The organism is Shewanella denitrificans OS217 (assembly GCF_000013765.1).
Classification (GTDB): domain Bacteria; phylum Pseudomonadota; class Gammaproteobacteria; order Enterobacterales; family Shewanellaceae; genus Shewanella; species Shewanella denitrificans.
In genome coordinates this window covers 4,020,840-4,039,071 of sequence record NC_007954.1, presented here as the reverse complement: position 1 = coordinate 4,039,071, position 18,232 = coordinate 4,020,840, and the positions used below count along the sequence as shown (strand labels likewise).

The window sequence follows — 18,232 nt, the reverse complement described above, 5'->3', positions numbered from 1 at the left end:
AGGGCCAGATGGCTTATAGCAAGATTACCCAGCCAAAGATTTCTGATGTGATCATGGAGCAACTCGAACGTATGATCCTCGAGGGCAGCTTACAGCCAGGTCAGAAACTCCCCCCAGAACGAGAACTCGCCGTGCAATTTGAAGTGTCACGGCCTTCTTTGCGTGAGGCTATTCAAAAATTAGAGGCCAAAGGCCTGCTAATGCGCCGTCAAGGTGGAGGCACTTATGTTAAGGAACAACTGTGGCAGAGTCTTGCCGATCCCATCGTTGAGCTGATGCACAACGATTCGGAAAGTCAGTATGACTTACTGGAGTTTCGCCATGCCACCGAAGGCATGATGGCCTACTTTGCAGCGCTACGTGGCAACGATGCCGATATGCAAAATATTCAAAATTGCATTCTCGAAGTTGAAAAGGCCACAGAAATAGAGGCCCAAGCGGATGCCATAGTACGATTTTATCGCGCCGTCGCCGAGGCCTCACACAATGTGGCCATGTTGCATTTAGTACTCAGTTTAACTCCTGTGCTGCATAAAAATGTGGCCCAGAACCTGGAACTTCTCAGCCGACGCGAAGAAGCCTCCAAAATGGCAAACGAACACAGACGAGCCTTGCTTGCTGCCATCGTTCGCCGTGATCCTGACGCCGCCCGCGAAGCCTCTAATGAACATTTAAGTTACATTGAAGAGATCATGCTGGCAGTGCGGGAAGAAGATAGTCGATTGCAGCGTAGTCTGCGACGTTTAAAGAGCGGTGGATAGGCCAAGCTCTTTAAGCGCCAAGCCTGACACTTTAGTTCATTTTAAAACATAAACTTAATCTGCAATTGTGGGTTAAGCAAACGTATAGGAAAGCATTGCCAATGTCTGAACATATGCTAAAAGATGTTGATCCACAAGAAACTAGCGAGTGGTTGTCTGCTTTAGAATCTGTTGTACGCGAAGAAGGTGTGGAACGTGCTCAGTACTTACTTGAACAAGTACTAGATAAAGCTCGCTTAGATGGCGTTGATATGCCGACTGGCGTGACTACCAACTATGTTAACACCATTGCCACCAAAGATGAGCCAGCGTATCCAGGGGATACCACATTAGAGCGCCGTATCCGTTCTATCATACGTTGGAACGCAATCATGATAGTGTTGCGCGCATCGAAAAAAGATTTAGATCTTGGCGGCCACATGGCGTCTTACCAATCTTCAGCCGCGTTTTACGAAACCTGTTTTAACCACTTTTTCCGCGCACCTAATGAAAAAGACGGTGGCGATTTAGTCTATTATCAAGGCCATATCTCCCCAGGTATTTATGCTCGTGCCTTTGTTGAAGGTCGTTTAACGGCGGATCAATTAGATAACTTCCGTCAGGAAGTGGATGGAAAAGGCATCCCTTCGTATCCACACCCTAAATTAATGCCTGAGTTTTGGCAGTTCCCAACGGTATCTATGGGCTTAGGTCCAATGTCGGCCATTTATCAAGCGCGTTTCTTAAAATACCTTGACGGTCGTGGCCTAAAAGATACTTCTGCGCAGCGGGTTTACGCCTTCTTAGGTGATGGCGAGATGGACGAGCCAGAATCTCGTGGCGCTATTTCGTTTGCTGCCCGTGAAAAACTCGATAACTTATGTTTTTTAATTAACTGTAACTTACAGCGCCTCGACGGCCCTGTAATGGGTAACGGTAAGATTATTCAAGAGCTTGAAGGTTTATTCCGTGGTGCAGGTTGGAACGTTATCAAGGTGATTTGGGGTAACAACTGGGATGCGCTAATTGCCAAAGACACCTCAGGTAAGTTATTGCAATTAATGAATGAAACCGTTGACGGTGACTATCAAACCTTTAAATCAAAAGATGGCGCTTATGTCCGTAAGCACTTCTTTGGTAAATATCCAGAAACTGCGGCATTAGTGTCTGATATGACAGATGCAGAAATCTTCGCCCTGAAGCGTGGTGGTCATGAGCCATCTAAGCTGTACACGGCTTATAAAAACGCGCAAGAAACTAAGGGGCGCCCAACGGTTATTTTAGCTAAAACCGTTAAAGGTTATGGCATGGGTGAGGCCGCAGAAGGTAAAAACATCGCTCACCAAGTGAAGAAAATGGACATGACCCATGTGCTTCAATTACGTGATCGTTTAGGCCTACAAGATCTGTTAACCGATGAAGTGGTCGAGTCTTTACCTTATTTAACTCTTGAAGAGGGTTCTAAAGAGCACGAGTACTTACATGCTCGTCGTAAAGCGCTACATGGCTACACGCCGCAGCGTTTACCTAATTTCACAGAGAGTTTAACCCTGCCCGCACTGGAAGAATTTACGCCACTGCTTGAAGAGCAAAAGCGCGAAATTTCATCAACAATGGCGTTTGTGCGTACCTTAAATATTCTGCTTAAAGATAAAGGCATCGGCCAGAATATCGTGCCAATTATTGCCGATGAAGCACGTACCTTTGGTATGGAAGGCTTATTCCGTCAAATAGGTATTTATAACCCATCAGGTCAAACTTATACTCCTGAAGATCGCGCCGTTGTGTCTTACTATAAAGAAGCCACCTCAGGTCAAGTATTGCAAGAGGGGATTAACGAGTTAGGTGCTATGTCATCTTGGGTTGCCGCGGCAACTTCGTACAGCACTAACAATTTACCCATGATCCCTTTCTATATTTACTACTCTATGTTTGGTTTCCAACGTGTAGGTGATATGGCATGGCTTGCAGGTGACCAACAAGCGCGTGGTTTCTTACTTGGCGCAACAGCGGGTCGTACTACCTTAAATGGTGAAGGTTTACAGCATGAAGATGGCCACAGCCATGTTCAAGCAAGCACGATTCCTAACTGTATTTCATACGATCCAACATTTGCTTATGAAGTCGCGGTTATCATCCAAGACGGTATTCGTCGTATGTATGGCAACCAAGAAAACGTGTTCTATTACTTAACCTTAATGAATGAAAACTACGCCATGCCAGCCATGCCAGCAGGTAGCGAAGCAGGCATTCGTAAGGGGATTTATAAGCTTGAGTCGCACAAAGGCAGCAAGAAAGTACAGCTAATGAGCTCAGGCACAATAATGAACGAAGTACGTAAAGCGGCGCAAATTCTAAGTGAAGAATATGATGTGGCATCAGACGTATTCTCAGTGACCTCATTTAACGAGCTTGCTCGTGATGGTCAAGACACTGAGCGTTACAACATGCTGCACCCTGAATCGGACGCCAAGCAAGCTTATATCACCACAGTCTTGGGCATTGAGCCTGCGATTGCTGCGACTGACTATATGAAGAACTATGCTGAGCAAGTACGTGCTTACATGCCGTCTGTGTCTTACAAAGTATTGGGTACCGATGGTTTTGGCCGCTCAGATAGCCGTGAAAACTTACGCCGTCACTTTGAAGTCAATGCCGGATATGTGGTGGTAGCGGCGCTGAGTGAACTGGCTAAACGTGGCGATATCGAAAAGTCAGTCGTAACACAAGCGATTGCTAAGTTCGCTATCGACACCGAAAAGACCAACCCATTATACGCATAAGAGGCAATATACAATGGCAATCGAAATTAATGTACCGGATATAGGTGCGGATGAGGTTGAAGTTACTGAGATCTTAGTTAGCGTAGGTGACAAGGTTGAAGAAGAACAATCGCTGATTTCTGTTGAAGGCGATAAAGCTGCAATGGAAGTACCAGCCTCTGCTGCGGGGATTGTGAAAGAAATTAAAGTGAAAGTGGGCGACAAGGTCGCGACCGACTCATTAATTATGATTTTTGAGTCAGATGCCGCGCCTGCAGCATCACAAGCACCCGTTGCCAGTGCTGTACCACAAGCGTCTGTCGCTAGTGCGTCAGCGGCAAGTGCTGCTCCTGTGCTAAAAGAAGTGCATGTGCCAGATATTGGCGGCGATGAAGTGTCAGTGACCGAAATTTTAGTTAAGCTTGGCGACACCATTACCGAGGAGCAAGCCTTATTTAGCGTTGAAGGCGACAAAGCGGCGATGGAAGTGCCTGCACCCTTTGCAGGTGTGCTTAAAGAAATCAAAGTGGCTGTTGGCGATAACGTCTCAACTGGCTCACTTGTGATGGTATTTGAAGTGGCAGGCAGCGCACCAACTGCGGCTCCTGCAACACAAGCTGCTCCACAAGCGGTAGCTGCAGTGGCAACCACTGCAGCGGTTCAGGATGTTAACGTACCCGATATCGGTGGCGACGAAGTCATAGTTACCGAAGTGATGGTAAAAGTGGGTGACACAGTTGCAGAAGAGCAATCTTTAATTAGCGTTGAAGGCGATAAAGCGGCTATGGAAGTGCCAACACCATTTGCTGGAACCGTGAAGTCAATTATTGTTAGCCAAGGCGATAAAGTATCAACTGGCTCATTAATTATGACCTTTGAGGTGGCGGGTAGCGCGCAAGCTGCGACTCCTGCAGTCAGTGCACCCGTTGCAGCGACTCAAGCGCCGGCGGCTCCTGCACAAACAGCTTCTGTAGTGGCAAAAGAAGATTTTGTTGAAAACAGTGCTTATGCCCATGCATCACCTGTTATTCGCCGCATGGCCCGTGAGCTAGGGGTTAACCTGGCTAACGTAAAAGGCACTGGTCGCAAAGGTCGTGTGGTTAAAGAAGACGTGCAAAACTACGTGAAAGCGGCGGTCAAGCAAGTTGAATCTGGCGCGGTTAAATCAGCAGGTAATGGCGGCGGTGAGCTAAATCTACTCCCATGGCCAAAAGTTGACTTTAACAAGTTTGGCGAAACTGAAGTTAAGCCTTTATCGCGTATTCAGAAGATTTCTGGTGCTAACCTTCACCGTAACTGGGTGAAAATCCCTCATGTTACTCAGTGGGATGATGCCGATATTACCGAGCTTGAAGACTTCCGTAAGGCACAAAATGCACTAGAAGCTAAGAAAGATTCTGGCATGAAGATCACCCCACTGGTGTTCATCATGAAAGCGGTCGCTAAAGCCTTAGAAGCTTATCCAACGTTTAACTCTTCATTATCAGAAGATGGCGAAAGCTTAATTTTGAAGAAGTATGTCAACATTGGTATTGCGGTTGATACGCCAAACGGTCTTGTGGTGCCTGTGTTTAAAGATGTCAATAAAAAAGGCATCCACGAGTTATCGAACGAGCTTAAACAGGTATCGAAAAAAGCTCGCGATGGCAAGTTAACGGCATCTGATATGCAAGGCGGCTGTTTCACTATTTCAAGCCTTGGCGGTATTGGCGGCACAGCATTTACACCAATAGTCAATGCGCCGGAAGTGGCTATCTTAGGTGTGTCTAAATCTGACTTTAAACCAGTGTGGAATGGTAAAGAGTTCGCTCCACGCTTAATGCTACCGTTGTCACTATCATACGATCACCGTGTGATTGACGGCGCTGATGGAGCAAGGTTTATTACCTATCTGAATCAGTGCTTATCAGATATTCGTACCTTAGTGTTGTAATACCTATACCCAGTCAACTTCAAGATGCAAAGTAATGAGTGGCTCCTAAAAGGCGAGGTTGATTGGGTATAAAGGCTGCTTGAGAATTCAGGCAGCCTATTTTGTTTACATAAAGAGACGAGTGAATCGAGCCTACTAGGATTGTGATTAGTGTTAAACAAAGTGTAAAATGCGCTCAACTAACATGATCTGGCTACAAGGCGGTTTGCCCGCCAATTGCAAAGGATAGAGGAAAACATGAGCAACGAAATTAAAACTCAGGTAGTTGTATTAGGTGCGGGTCCTGCGGGTTATTCTGCGGCGTTTCGTGCAGCAGACCTAGGCTTAGACACTGTCATTGTTGAGCGTTTCAGCACTTTAGGTGGTGTGTGTCTAAATGTTGGTTGTATCCCTTCAAAGGCTTTATTGCACGTTGCTAAAGTGATTGAAGAAGCTAAAGCCGTTGCTGCACACGGCGTCGTGTTTGGCGAGCCAAAGATTGATTTAGACAAGTTACGCGGTTTTAAAGAGAAAGTGATTGGCCAGTTAACCGGCGGATTAGGCGGCATGTCTAAGATGCGTAAAGTTAACGTGGTTAACGGTCTGGGTAAATTTACCAGCCCTAACACCCTTGAAGTGACGGCTGAAGACGGCACAGTCACTGTGGTGACTTTCGAGCAAGCCATTATTGCTGCAGGCTCACGCCCAATCAAACTGCCATTTATTCCCCATGAAGACCCACGTATTTGGGATTCGACTGACGCCTTAGAACTAAAAGAAGTACCAGGCAAGATGTTAGTCATGGGTGGCGGTATCATCGGCCTAGAAATGGGCACAGTGTTCGCATCCCTTGGCAGTAAAATTGACGTGGTTGAAATGTTTGACCAAGTTATCCCAGCTGCAGATAAAGACGTTATTCGCGTGTTTACTAAGAAGATTAAAGACAAATTTAATCTTATGCTAGAAACCAAAGTGACAGCGGTAGAAGCCAAAGAAGATGGTATCTACGTCACTATGGAAGGCAAGAAAGCCCCAAGCGAGCCAGTGCGTTATGACGTAGTGCTAGTGGCCATTGGCCGTACGCCAAATGGCAAGCTCCTCGAAGCCGAAAAAGCCGGTGTTGCGGTTGATGAACGTGGTTTCATCAATGTAGACAAGCAATTACGTACTAACGTACCGCACATCTACGCTATCGGTGATATCGTGGGTCAACCTATGCTGGCTCACAAAGGCGTGCATGAAGGCCATGTGGCGGCAGAAGTGATTTCTGGCATGAAGCATTACTTCGATCCAAAAGTTATCCCATCGATTGCCTATACAGATCCGGAAGTTGCTTGGGTTGGTCTGACTGAGAAAGAAGCTAAAGAGCAAGGTATTGCTTACGAAACGGCGACGTTCCCATGGGCAGCCAGCGGCCGCGCAATCGCTTCAGATGCCAGCGATGGCATGACCAAGTTAATTTTCGACAAAGAGACTCATCGCGTTATCGGTGGTGCTATTGTTGGCGTTAACGGCGGCGAGCTATTAGGTGAAATTGGTTTAGCCATCGAAATGGGTTGTGATGCTGAAGATTTAGCCTTAACCATCCATGCTCACCCAACTCTGCATGAGTCTGTAGGCCTTGCTGCAGAAATGTATGAAGGTTCGATTACCGACTTGCCTAATCCTAAGGCAAAAAAGAAGAAGTAATTGATTAGATTTTAGAAAAAGCATCCTTAGGGGTGCTTTTTTTTATTCTAAAATCAGTCATGAGTGTTATATTTGTCCGAACAAACTGGATATTTTAACTTATTGTCAGCAAGGATGAAGACTAAAGCCCATAATTCAAGCGACCTATTTTCGAGTATTTAGCCCATGCCTTCTATGCTAAAACCGTTTTTTGTTATTCTTCTTTTATTCATCAGTTGCATTGTGCCTTCCATGGCGCAAGAACTCGTGCAGAGAGTGTTTAGTGCCAGAGATGGCCTATCCACAGCAACGATTAATGACATAAGCTTTGGTGAGGATGGCTTTGTGTGGCTCGGAACTGAGCAGGGGCTGTACCGATTAAGTAACTCTAAGATCCGCCGAGTAGACAAGACGGCAGGCGAGAGTCAGCTATTCGACAGTTATATCAATTTAGTGACCAATATCGATTCGGATCATCTACTCGTCAGTAGCCAAACTCGGTTATACATCTATAACATCCCCACTAATCGTTTCACCGAAATGGGAAAAACCTCATCGAGCCGTTACTTTGCTGATGAAGGCGTTGTTTCCTATGTTAGGCAAGCAGATGGTCAGTTACTCTTGTTGACATTTTCGGGCAAGTTGTATCGCTTCAACTCACAAGATTTTAGTTTACAGCTCATACATAAAGGCAAACTTGACGATAAAGTCAATTGGCGTCACATGCTACAGCTCAGTGACAACAGCTTACTGTTTGCCAGTGCCCATACACTTGAGATGCGCAGCGCTGAAGGCGAGCTACTGACAAGCCTGCCTTGGAAAGAGTCCTATGGAGCGATACGGGGACTTTTTAGGGATAGCAAAGGGCGATTATGGATTTTGTCTAGCAAGGGCTTACATAAACTCGAACAGGCGACCTCGAGCCTAGAAATCATTTCAGAACTGCCTTATTTTATGAGCCGAATGCTAGAAGACAAGCAGGGGAACTTGTGGATTGCGAGCCGTAAAGGCTTGATCTTATGGCGACCCGAAACGGCTGATTATGTGCTCTATGGTGATGAGCTTAAACAGCGGGCACGGATAGATTATATTCATGACATGGCCGTGGATGACAGCGGAATTATTTGGGTGGGGGGCTCTGGAGATGGTCTGGCGCTGATTGCTCCCCAAGCTGACTTTTTAAGGGATGTTTACAGCAAAAGTTCAAAATATAAACTCGACACTGAGATGGTGTGGTCCATTTATTCCGAGGGAGATAAAACCTGGCTGGGTACAGATGGCAGCTTAGCCGTTATCCATGAGTCCAGCAGCACGTCTCAGGGTATCATCCCTCCAGGTTTTGAGGTGAATGACAGCATTTATCGGCTTAATAGTTTGAATGCTGATTATCTCGTGCTGGGTACCAGTAATGGTTTGTTTGTGGTGCACAAACAAACGGGCGAAAGTATGAGTTTTGCTACTTGGACTCAGGGAATTGAGTCATTGACGGGCCAAATCGTATTGAGCATAGAAGCTGACTGGAGTATGCCAGGTCGTCTCTGGTTTGGTACCAATAAAGGCTTATATTATTGGCAGTCTGGGATGAAAGATCCTGTGGAACATGTTTTAGCACTAGGACAAGATGCCCCCTCTCGTACCATTATTTTTGCGACGCTGCGTGATAGTTTAGGCAGACTCTGGCTATCGGGTAACCGCTTCTTCGGTTATTTGGATGAACAAGGTCAATATGTCTCTAAACTAGGGCTTTTTTCTCAAGAAATACCGTCGAAAATCGGCTCGTTTCTGGAGGTTTCTCCCGGAGTGATTTGGTTTGCTTCCCTGCAGCAAGGCCTGTTTGAATACCAAATCAGCACTGATAGTCTGCACTCTTTAACCCGAGATTGGCAGCTCGACTGCGATGCAATTTTATCTATGGTGAGCACAAAGACGGCCAATTTTATCCTGTGTAATGCCATTTTGGTGCGCCAAGATAAAACCACTGGCGAAATAACCACGCTAGATCAGAATGATGGTTTTATCTCTGATGAATTTAACGAAGGCAGTGTGTTTTATCGGCAGGATAAAGGGCTCTATCTAGGCAGCCCTGATGGGGCTATGTTAGTTGAACCTAATAAATTACAGCATCGTCAAAACACCAATCGCGTGTTTCTCGAATCTGTCTCTGTCTATTATGGCAAAGACACTCATACCTATTTGCGACCCCAGGCGCTGAGTGTCATAGAGCCTGGGGCAAACCTTATCAGTTTTCAGCTGAGCAGCACAGATTACCTCGATGATACACCACTCACCTTACAATACCGTATTTTGAAAAAGAACGACCCGTCGGAGCGGCCATTTTTGCTACTGGAAGATCAGTCTCAGCTGAATATTTCAGGTCTGAATGCGGGTGAATATACCTTAGAAATTAAGCATAAAAATAACGGTGTCTGGGTGAGTGATGCCTATCGTTTCGATTTTGAGTTGACACAAAATTGGTGGCAATCCCAATGGTTTAAATGGCTTGTGTCCTTGTGTATTTTCATCGCATTCATTTCCATGCTCTGGTATCGACATCGGCAAGTCGAACGATTTAAGAAAATCAATCAGGCATTAGTGGACAGTGATGACAGATTAAGGCAGGCGTTGCGAGGCAGTGACTCAGATCTGTGGGAGTGGCGCAGCGATACGCAAATGATTTATTTGGATAACAACGCGGGCTTATTAGGTGATGCAGATTTTGTACATTGCCCTCTGTCAGAATTGCCAGTACATGAGAATGACAGGGATAGGGTCCGTGGGGAATGGATAGCCTTGCTTGAAGATAAAGGTGAACTGTTTGAGTCAGAATATCGTTATTACCGACCCGATGGCAGTTGTGGTTGGTTAAGGGTAAGGGGCAGGGCTGTGGATTATCAGCCTGGCACTGGCGCCATTGCACGGGTGGCAGGGATTTACAGTGATATTTCAGTTCAGCGAGAGCTTGAAAGTGAGATTAATTTATTAGCCCAAGCCTTTGAGAATACTACCGAAGGTATGCTGATCCTGGATGCAAATGAAACTGTGATCATCAGTAACTTGGCGGCAAATTTAATTTTCACCACTAAACCTAATGAACTCATAGGCTTGTCATTATCTGAGTTGGTGCGTAAGAGTGAGATAAACTTGAGTGTCGATGGGTTGCTCGGCAATGGTACCTCATGGAATGGTGAGCGAGAATTACTTCGCCGAGATAAGCGCACTTTTCCGGCTTGGATCAATATTTCAATGATGAAAGCAGAAAACAGCCTAATTAAACATTATGTGTTGGTGTTTTCAGATATTAGCGAGCGCAAACAGAATGAACTTAACTTACGTTATTTAGCCAATAATGATGTGCTTACAGGGCTTGCCAACCGCGCCATGTTTACGCGGCGCTTGACGCAAATTATTTCGTTCGCGACATTAAATGATGAAAAACTGGCCTTGTTATTCCTAGACCTAGATAGGTTTAAACATGTTAACGATTCTTACGGCCACAGCATGGGGGATGCCCTGCTAGTGGAGGCTGCGCGGCGGTTGCAATCTTGCCTGACAGAGAATCACCTCGTGTGCCGTTTTGGTGGCGATGAGTTTGTTATCTTACTGCGAGATGCAGGGGATATCGATGGTATTAACCATGTGGCAGACAGTTTATTAAAGACTATAGAGCAGCCTTTTAAACTAGAAGGGCGTGAGTTCTTTATTTCCACCAGTATTGGCATTAGCGTGTGGCCCGATGACAGTATCGATCCCGAAACCTTAATAAAAAATGCCGATTTAGCCATGTATCACGCCAAAGAGGAAGGTCGGGGGAATTTCCAATACTATTCATCTGAACGTAATGCCGAGGCACTGTATCATTTACGCCTTGAGGCGGATTTACGTAAAGCCATAGAGCGTGACGAGTTTACCCTTAACTATCAACCTCAAGTGGATATTTTACATCAAGACAGGGTGGTTGGTGTGGAGGCATTGATCCGTTGGCACCATCCTGAAGATGGCTTAATTAGGCCAGATATTTTTATTAAAGTGGCCGAGTCTTGCGGCCTGATTGTGGATATCGATCGCTGGGTATTTAAACAAGCCTGCCAAGATGCGGCCCGTTGGCATACTGAATTTGAACAATCCTATAAATTGTCGGTTAATGTGTCCGCGGTGAGTTTTAGACAGGCAGATTTTATTGACGGTTTGAAAGACATATTAACAGAAACAGGCATGCCGGCGTCTTTGTTGACGGTTGAAATTACCGAAGGCGTGTTAATGAAAGAGCTGCATGTGGCCAAGGCCCACCTGCGTAAACTTAAAGCCTTAGGGGTTAAAGTCTCTATCGATGATTTCGGCACTGGCTACTCATCTTTGGCGTATTTACGTCACTTCGAGGTGAATAGCCTTAAGATAGACAGGTCCTTCTTGATTGACATAGGCGTTAATAAAGCCGATCAGGCCATTGTCAGCAGTATTGTTGAACTGGCACGTAATTTAAAGCTTGAGGTGGTTGCCGAAGGGGTGGAATCTCATGAACAGCTTGAGCAAGTGTTCAGCCGAGGTTGTTATCTTATTCAAGGCTATTATTTTGCCAAACCCATGGCAAGAAATGAGCTGGAGATATATCTGGGGCTCGACAGTTAAATGCACGTAGGCTTGAAGGCGATTAGGAATAAAATTATTGATTAAAATGCATGCTTAGCCGTCTGTTTTTTAATGTAAAATATTCTCATGTGCTAAAATTGTCAGCAGTCTTATATTAGCCGGATTTGTGTGTTCAAATGCGGCGTTTTCTTTATTTTAGTATGTTATTTTGGTTGGGTTATTCGATGAATTGGCGCGCTCCCCTGTATTTTATCTGTCTGATACTTGCATCTAATGTAAGTGCCAAAGAAAGGCCCACAATAGGCTTAGTGCTCAGTGGCGGCGGCGCTAAAGGCGCGGCCCATATTGGGGTGCTAAAAGTCTTAGAGGCCAATAATATTCCAGTGGATTATATTGCGGGTACCAGTATTGGTGCTTATGTTGCTGGCATGTATGCCCTAGGCTATCGCGCCAGTGAAATAGAAGCCATCATGCTCGGCTCAGATTGGTCAAAAGGATTTTCAGACACCATTCCCCGTGAACAACTGGCCTATCGTGACAAACAGCAGCGGGATCAATTCAATATTCCCATTAGCTTAGGCTACAGCCAAGGACAGCTCAAAGGCCCCACAGGTTTATTGCAAGGGCAAACCATGTCGCAGTTATTGCAATACTCCACCGACTTAGTGGAGCAGTTTGGTGATTTTGATCAACTGGCCATCCCCTATCGCGCCGTGGCGACAGATTTGGTGACCAGTGAAGCTGTGGTGTTAAGTAGTGGCAGCATAGTACAGGCCATGCAGGCTTCGGCGACGGTGCCTGGCGCGCTGCAACCGGCAAGCATTAATGGCCGTTTACTTATCGATGGCGGCATAGCCAACAACATGCCGGTGGATGTGGTGAAAGCCATGGGCGCGGATATTATTATTGCCGTGGATATCGGCTCGCCACTGGCAAGGCATGAGCAGCTCAACAGCACGATTGCCGTGCTTGAACAATTATCAACTATCCTGACCAATGCCAGCAGTGCCAGGCAAAAAGCCTTGCTGTCTGAGGAGGATATTATTATTCGCCCCGCCATAGACAATTTAAGCACCACAGATTTTAGCATCATGGGCTTGGCATTAACTTTGGGCGAACAAGCGGCCAGTTTTCAGTTGGCAAAATTGTCAAAATTGAGCATGGGCACCGAGGAGTACCTTGCCTATCAGCAGGCAAAACAGCGTAAAAGTCTTAGATGGTTAGATCAATTGAGCAAGCCTTTAGTGGCGGTGAAATTCGACAATCAATCTAAGGTCAGTGAAAGCTTGCTGCAAGAAAAGTTCGATTTAAAACCCGGTGATATCGTCACTAAAGCTTCGTTGGATGCGGCCTTGAAACGGGTGTATTCACTGAATAAATTCGAGCGTGTCGATGCCGAATTTGATGACAGCAAAGCCGGGCGTATACTCACCCTTAAAACCAAAGCTAAATCTTGGGGCCCCAATTACCTGCAGGCAGGTTTTAATTGGGAAGACGATTTTACCTTGGATTCTGTGGTGGCCATATCACTGGCTTATACCATGACAGATTTAACCGACAACGATGGTGAATGGCGCAACGAGTTGGAGCTGGGTTATAAGCAGCTGGTTGCTACCGAGTTTTACCAGCCCTTGGATAGAGATCAAAAATTTTATAGTCGAAATAGATACCAATACGAGAGCCGCAAAAATGACATCTATGATGATCAAGGCCGTAATTTAAAGTTGGAGAAAGACGTGAGTCGCTTCGATTTTGGCATAGGCTATAACTATTCAGATGCAGGTATTGTGGAATTAGGCCTAGTGGCCGAAACCGGTGTCATAAGCAATGACGCCATAAACATGCGAAACCTTGATTACTCATCATTTGGCGGTTATATCAAGGTGGCCTATGACACCTTGAACAGCATTAGTTTCCCCACCGAAGGCAATCGTTTCAGTGTTAATGCTTACTTAAGAGATGACGACTTCAGCGGGATAGTTTTTACTGATAACCAAGATTTGGCATGGCAAATTGAAGCGGATTGGAAGGGGGCATTAAACTTAGGCCATCATGCCATAGTGGGTAAAGTCGCCTTGGCGACAACCGAGAATGACGGTAACGATACCTTGCAGCTTGCTGAGCTTGGCGGCTTCTTGAATTTATCAGGTTTTCATAAACACGGCTTAGTGGGCGCCCATAAGGTCTTCGGTGCCTTTATTTACCAATATGATTTGGGACGGGATGTATTGATCACAGATTTACCCCTGTACCTAGGCACCAGCTTGGAAGGCGGCAATGTCTGGTATGAGCGGGATCTGGTTGATTTAAATGATTTAATCTACTCTGGCAGTTTGTACTTAGGCACAGACACCACCTGGGGCCCCGCCGCATTAGGCTTTGGCTTAAGTGACAATGGCGAGAAAGCCTTCTACCTGTTTATCGGCAAGAACTTCTAAGCCGCTCGCGTCTTAACATGCAAAGCAGCAACAAAATGGGCCAGTGAATTTAGCTTCACTGGCCCATTTTTTATAGTGTGTGGTTAATACCAATCACATTAATTATGTGATCTATCAGAGCACCTCAAGCTTTTCAATTCAAGGCGCATTAATGCAGTAAGGGTTATTCCCTTTCAAACCTCATTCTTACACAGGAATGCAACGATGAAGTGGAACGCTTGAGATGCTCCCGAGGGCGGGTTTCAAAGGGTATTTCTCTGCGTTGAAGACTTTTGACATAGCACCACTATGCCTTCAAGCCTGCGCCTTGATTAATCCCCTTTGAACTCCCGCTGAATGACCAGATAATTAATACGATTGGTATAATACATTTATCGTTGTAGCTTATTCAGCTATCGTTTTAGCTTAACTTATCCAATAAGCTTGTCTAATAAGCCTGCCAATTGAGTTAAATCCCTTAGTTGATGGTGAGCTGCTGCCCAACGGGCTTGGCTGGCTTGATGGGGCGCGGGAATTATAACAGTTTGCATAGTGGCGGCGCGGGCGGCAATAAGGCCGTTGAATGAGTCTTCTATGGCAAGGCAGTGCTCTGGGGCTAAACCTAGGGCGTGAGCACAATTAAGGTATACCTCAGGGTGAGGTTTTCCATAGGTGAGATTTTCAGCCGAGCAGCGCACTTCAAAATAATCCGTAATGTTAAGCTTGTTCATTACCGCAGTAATAATGGCACTGGATGATGAGGTGGCGAGGCCAATTTTAAGCCCACGCTGTTGGCAGGCATTAAGGGCCTCAATAACCCCTTGCATAGGCGTACCACTTAGGTTTATTTCCTGCACGACTTCAGTGACTATCTTATTTGCTACAGCAAGATTATCGTAGTCATTTGCAGCGACCCAAGGGTGGCGGGCATACCAGTAATGCACTACTTGATCGATCCTAAGCCCAGTGGTTTGTTCAGTATCCTCAAAGGTTAAGGGTACACCCAAGGCTGTCATGACTTGGTATTCAGCCTGTTGCCAGTTAGGTTCAGAATCAATTAAGACTCCATCCATATCGAAAATAACCCCATGAATTTGACTGGTTAACATTTAGGCTCCTTAAGCGTGAATGTGAGTGGCCAAGGTTTGGCTATAAAACGAGATTTTTTAGCTATGTTTGTTAATGAATGCACAGCTTTTATCCCTAAGTGATTATTTTTTTATAAAAAATTTTCTTAAAACCCTGAAGTTGTACTGCGGATATTTTAATCGCAGCTAGGTATGTAAGTCATTGCTTTAAATTTAAAAATACAAAGATTCAAACTAAGGTCTAGTTTTAATCTTTAGCGCTAAGGGCTAAATTGACATAAGCCACAGAAATAAGTCCAGATTTAATCAGGCTAACAGTGTGAGCCGATTCATACTTATTCAAAGCTGTAGTATACTGAATATCGGATTTCAGGCCCGAACCTGTGGAATTGTTAGCCTTATCACTATGGCGTGCAGTTTTGCTGTGAGGCGTTAAACAAAGAGGAATGTTGCCGTGCTAGAAGCATATCGTAAACACGTCGCAGAACGTGCTGCAGAGGGCGTAGTCCCTAAGCCATTAGATGCACAACAAGTGGCTGAACTGGTTAAGTTAGTTGAAACACCTCCAGCAGGTGAAGAGGCATTCATCCTCGACTTGCTCGAAAATCGTATTCCACCAGGCGTAGACGAAGCCGCTTATGTTAAAGCGGCTTTTCTTGATGCTGTCGCCAAAGGCACAGTGTCATCATCTATCCTAAGCGCAGCGCGCGCCGTTGAACTGCTTGGCACTATGCAAGGCGGTTACAACATTGAGCCGTTAATCGCTCAATTAGAGAACTCAGCACTGGCGCCATTAGCAGTCAAAGCGTTATCAAACACCTTGTTAATGTTTGATTCTTACCACGATGTGGTTGAGAAAATGCAAGCGGGTAATGATCACGCTAAGCAAGTGGTTGAAGCTTGGGCCAATGCAGACTGGTTCTTAAACCGTCCAAAATTAGCCGAAAAAGTCACCTTAACCGTATTTAAAGTGGCTGGCGAAACCAACACAGATGACTTGTCACCAGCGCCAGACGCATGGTCACGTCCAGACATCCCATTGCATGCCTTAGCTATGCTGAAAAACGCCCGTGACGGTATCGTACCTGATGAGCCAGGCGTTGTGGGTCCAATTAAAGAAATCGAAGCCCTTAAAACGAAAGGTCATCCACTGGTTTATGTGGGTGACGTAGTAGGTACTGGTTCTTCACGAAAATCTGCCACTAACTCAGTGTTATGGTTCATGGGCGATGATATCCCTAATGTGCCTAACAAGCGTGCTGGTGGTTTCTGCTTAGGTAACAAGATAGCACCCATTTTCTTCAATACGATGGAAGATGCCGGTGCATTACCGATAGAGCTGAACGTTGATAACATGGAAACCGGTGATGTTATCGATATCTACCCTTATGCAGGGCAGGTTAAGCGTCACGGTACTGACGAAGTCATCTCTGAGTTTGAGTTAAAAACCGAAGTCTTGTTAGACGAAGTACGCGCCGGTGGCCGTATTCCGTTAATCATTGGCCGTGGTCTAACCGATCGTGCTCGTGAAACATTAGGCCTTGACGTGTCTAAGGTATTCGTACGTTCACAAGACGTTGCCGATACAGGTAAAGGTTACACTCTCGTTCAGAAGATGGTGGGTAAAGCTTGTGGTGTTGCCGGTGTTCGCCCTGGCCAATACTGTGAGCCTAAGATGACCTCTGTGGGTTCACAAGACACTACCGGTCCTATGACCCGTGACGAGCTAAAAGATTTAGCTTGTTTAGGTTTCAGCGCCGACTTAACCATGCAGTCTTTCTGTCACACTGCGGCTTATCCAAAGCCAGTTGACGTTGACACTCACCACACACTGCCTGATTTCATCATGAACCGTGGCGGCGTTTCACTGCGTCCAGGTGATGGTGTAATTCACTCGTGGTTAAACCGTATGCTACTGCCTGATACCGTAGGTACGGGTGGTGATTCGCATACCCGTTTCCCAATTGGTGTGTCTTTCCCTGCAGGTTCTGGCTTAGTGGCGTTTGCTGCTGCAACGGGCGTTATGCCACTTGATATGCCTGAATCAGTATTGGTGCGCTTTAAAGGTGAAATGCAACCAGGTATCACTTTACGTGATCTTGTGCATGCTATCCCGCTTAAAGCCATTGAAATGGGGCTATTAACGGTTGAGAAGAAAGGCAAGATCAACGCTTTCTCTGGCCGAGTATTAGAAATCGAAGGTCTTGAAAAACTTAAAGTTGAGCAAGCGTTCGAGCTTTCTGATGCATCCGCCGAGCGTAGTGCTGCAGGTTGTACTATCAAGCTAGACAAAGAGCCAATCATCGAATACCTAAACTCTAACATAGTGATGTTAAAGTGGATGATAAGCGAAGGTTATGGCGATCGTCGTACCATTGAGCGTCGTATCACAGCGATGCAAGATTGGTTAGCCAACCCAGTGCTGATGGAAGCCGATAAAGACGCAGAATACGCCGAAATTATCGAAATCGACTTAAACGACATCAAAGAGCCAATCCTATGTGCGCCGAACGATCCTGATGATGCGGTACTGTTATCAAGCGTTGCACAAACTAAGATTGACGAAGTGTTCGTCGGTTCTTGTATGACTAACATAGGTCACTTCCGTGCGACCGGTAAGATGTTAGACAAGTTCGCGAAAACACTACCAACACGTTTGTGGATTGCGCCGCCAACTAAGATGGACCGCGATCAGCTAACTGAAGAAGGTTACTACTCTATCTTCGGCCGTGTGGGTGCTCGCATCGAGATCCCTGGTTGTTCATTGTGTATGGGTAACCAGGCACGTGTTGCTGAAGGTGCGACTGTCGTGTCGACGTCTACGCGTAACTTCCCGAACCGTTTAGGTACTGGCGCAAATGTATACTTAGCTTCGGCTGAGCTTGCAGCAGTCGCGGCCTTATTGGGCCGCCTGCCGTCACCAGAAGAGTATCAAACTTACGCTAAAGAATTAGATGCTACGGCAGCTGATACTTACCGTTACTTGAACTTCGATCAAATCGATTCTTACACTAAGAAAGCCGACAGCGTGATTTTCCAATCCGCAGTCTAATCACTT

Annotated in this window: 8 protein-coding genes; 7 read left to right on the top strand and 1 reads right to left on the bottom strand. The window is 45.8% G+C overall.

Annotation, left to right across the window (positions count from 1 at the left end):
• Window positions 1-8 precede the first annotated feature (8 nt).
• The 6 genes from pdhR to SDEN_RS17550 all read left to right on the top strand — a co-directional run bounded on the left by pdhR (window position 9) and on the right by SDEN_RS17550 (window position 14,107).
• On the top strand, window positions 9-761 hold the full coding sequence (gene pdhR, locus SDEN_RS17575; protein WP_011497802.1) for a pyruvate dehydrogenase complex transcriptional repressor PdhR: 753 nt from the start codon (window positions 9-11) through the stop codon (window positions 759-761).
• Between the two features lie 101 nt (window positions 762-862).
• On the top strand, window positions 863-3,523 hold the full coding sequence (aceE, locus tag SDEN_RS17570; protein WP_011497801.1) for a pyruvate dehydrogenase (acetyl-transferring), homodimeric type: 2,661 nt from the start codon (window positions 863-865) through the stop codon (window positions 3,521-3,523).
• 13 nt (window positions 3,524-3,536) lie between these two features.
• Window positions 3,537-5,435, top strand: a complete 1,899-nt coding sequence (aceF, locus tag SDEN_RS17565) for a pyruvate dehydrogenase complex dihydrolipoyllysine-residue acetyltransferase (RefSeq protein WP_011497800.1) — start codon at window positions 3,537-3,539, stop codon at window positions 5,433-5,435.
• 237 nt (window positions 5,436-5,672) lie between these two features.
• The gene (gene lpdA / locus SDEN_RS17560) at window positions 5,673-7,103 is read left to right on the top strand and encodes a dihydrolipoyl dehydrogenase (RefSeq protein ID WP_011497799.1); all 1,431 of its coding nucleotides are present in this window, start codon (window positions 5,673-5,675) and stop codon (window positions 7,101-7,103) included.
• Between the two features lie 165 nt (window positions 7,104-7,268).
• Complete coding sequence (locus SDEN_RS17555; RefSeq protein WP_011497798.1) at window positions 7,269-11,708, top strand: EAL domain-containing protein; 4,440 nt, start codon at window positions 7,269-7,271, stop codon at window positions 11,706-11,708.
• A gap of 185 nt (window positions 11,709-11,893) precedes the next feature.
• On the top strand, window positions 11,894-14,107 hold the full coding sequence (locus SDEN_RS17550; protein WP_011497797.1) for a patatin-like phospholipase family protein: 2,214 nt from the start codon (window positions 11,894-11,896) through the stop codon (window positions 14,105-14,107).
• A gap of 410 nt (window positions 14,108-14,517) precedes the next feature.
• Here the strand turns inward: SDEN_RS17550 and hxpB are convergent, their stop codons facing one another.
• A complete protein-coding gene (hxpB, locus tag SDEN_RS17545; protein WP_011497796.1) occupies window positions 14,518-15,195 on the bottom strand; it encodes a hexitol phosphatase HxpB in 678 nt (225 codons plus the stop codon).
• A 433-nt stretch (window positions 15,196-15,628) separates the two neighbouring features.
• Between hxpB and acnB the strand changes: the two genes are divergently transcribed.
• Window positions 15,629-18,226 (top strand): bifunctional aconitate hydratase 2/2-methylisocitrate dehydratase, encoded by a 2,598-nt coding sequence (acnB, locus tag SDEN_RS17540; protein ID WP_011497795.1) that lies wholly within the window; start codon window positions 15,629-15,631, stop codon window positions 18,224-18,226.
• Window positions 18,227-18,232 lie beyond the last annotated feature (6 nt).

Coding starts and splice junctions, on each gene's coding strand:
- hxpB (WP_011497796.1), bottom strand. CDS start 15,195: ATGTTAACCAGTCAAATTCATGGGGTTATTTTCGATATGGATGGAGTC.
- aceF (WP_011497800.1), top strand. CDS start 3,537: ATGGCAATCGAAATTAATGTACCGGATATAGGTGCGGATGAGGTTGAA.
- lpdA (WP_011497799.1), top strand. CDS start 5,673: ATGAGCAACGAAATTAAAACTCAGGTAGTTGTATTAGGTGCGGGTCCT.
- aceE (WP_011497801.1), top strand. CDS start 863: ATGTCTGAACATATGCTAAAAGATGTTGATCCACAAGAAACTAGCGAG.
- SDEN_RS17550 (WP_011497797.1), top strand. CDS start 11,894: ATGAATTGGCGCGCTCCCCTGTATTTTATCTGTCTGATACTTGCATCT.
- pdhR (WP_011497802.1), top strand. CDS start 9: ATGGCTTATAGCAAGATTACCCAGCCAAAGATTTCTGATGTGATCATG.
- SDEN_RS17555 (WP_011497798.1), top strand. CDS start 7,269: ATGCCTTCTATGCTAAAACCGTTTTTTGTTATTCTTCTTTTATTCATC.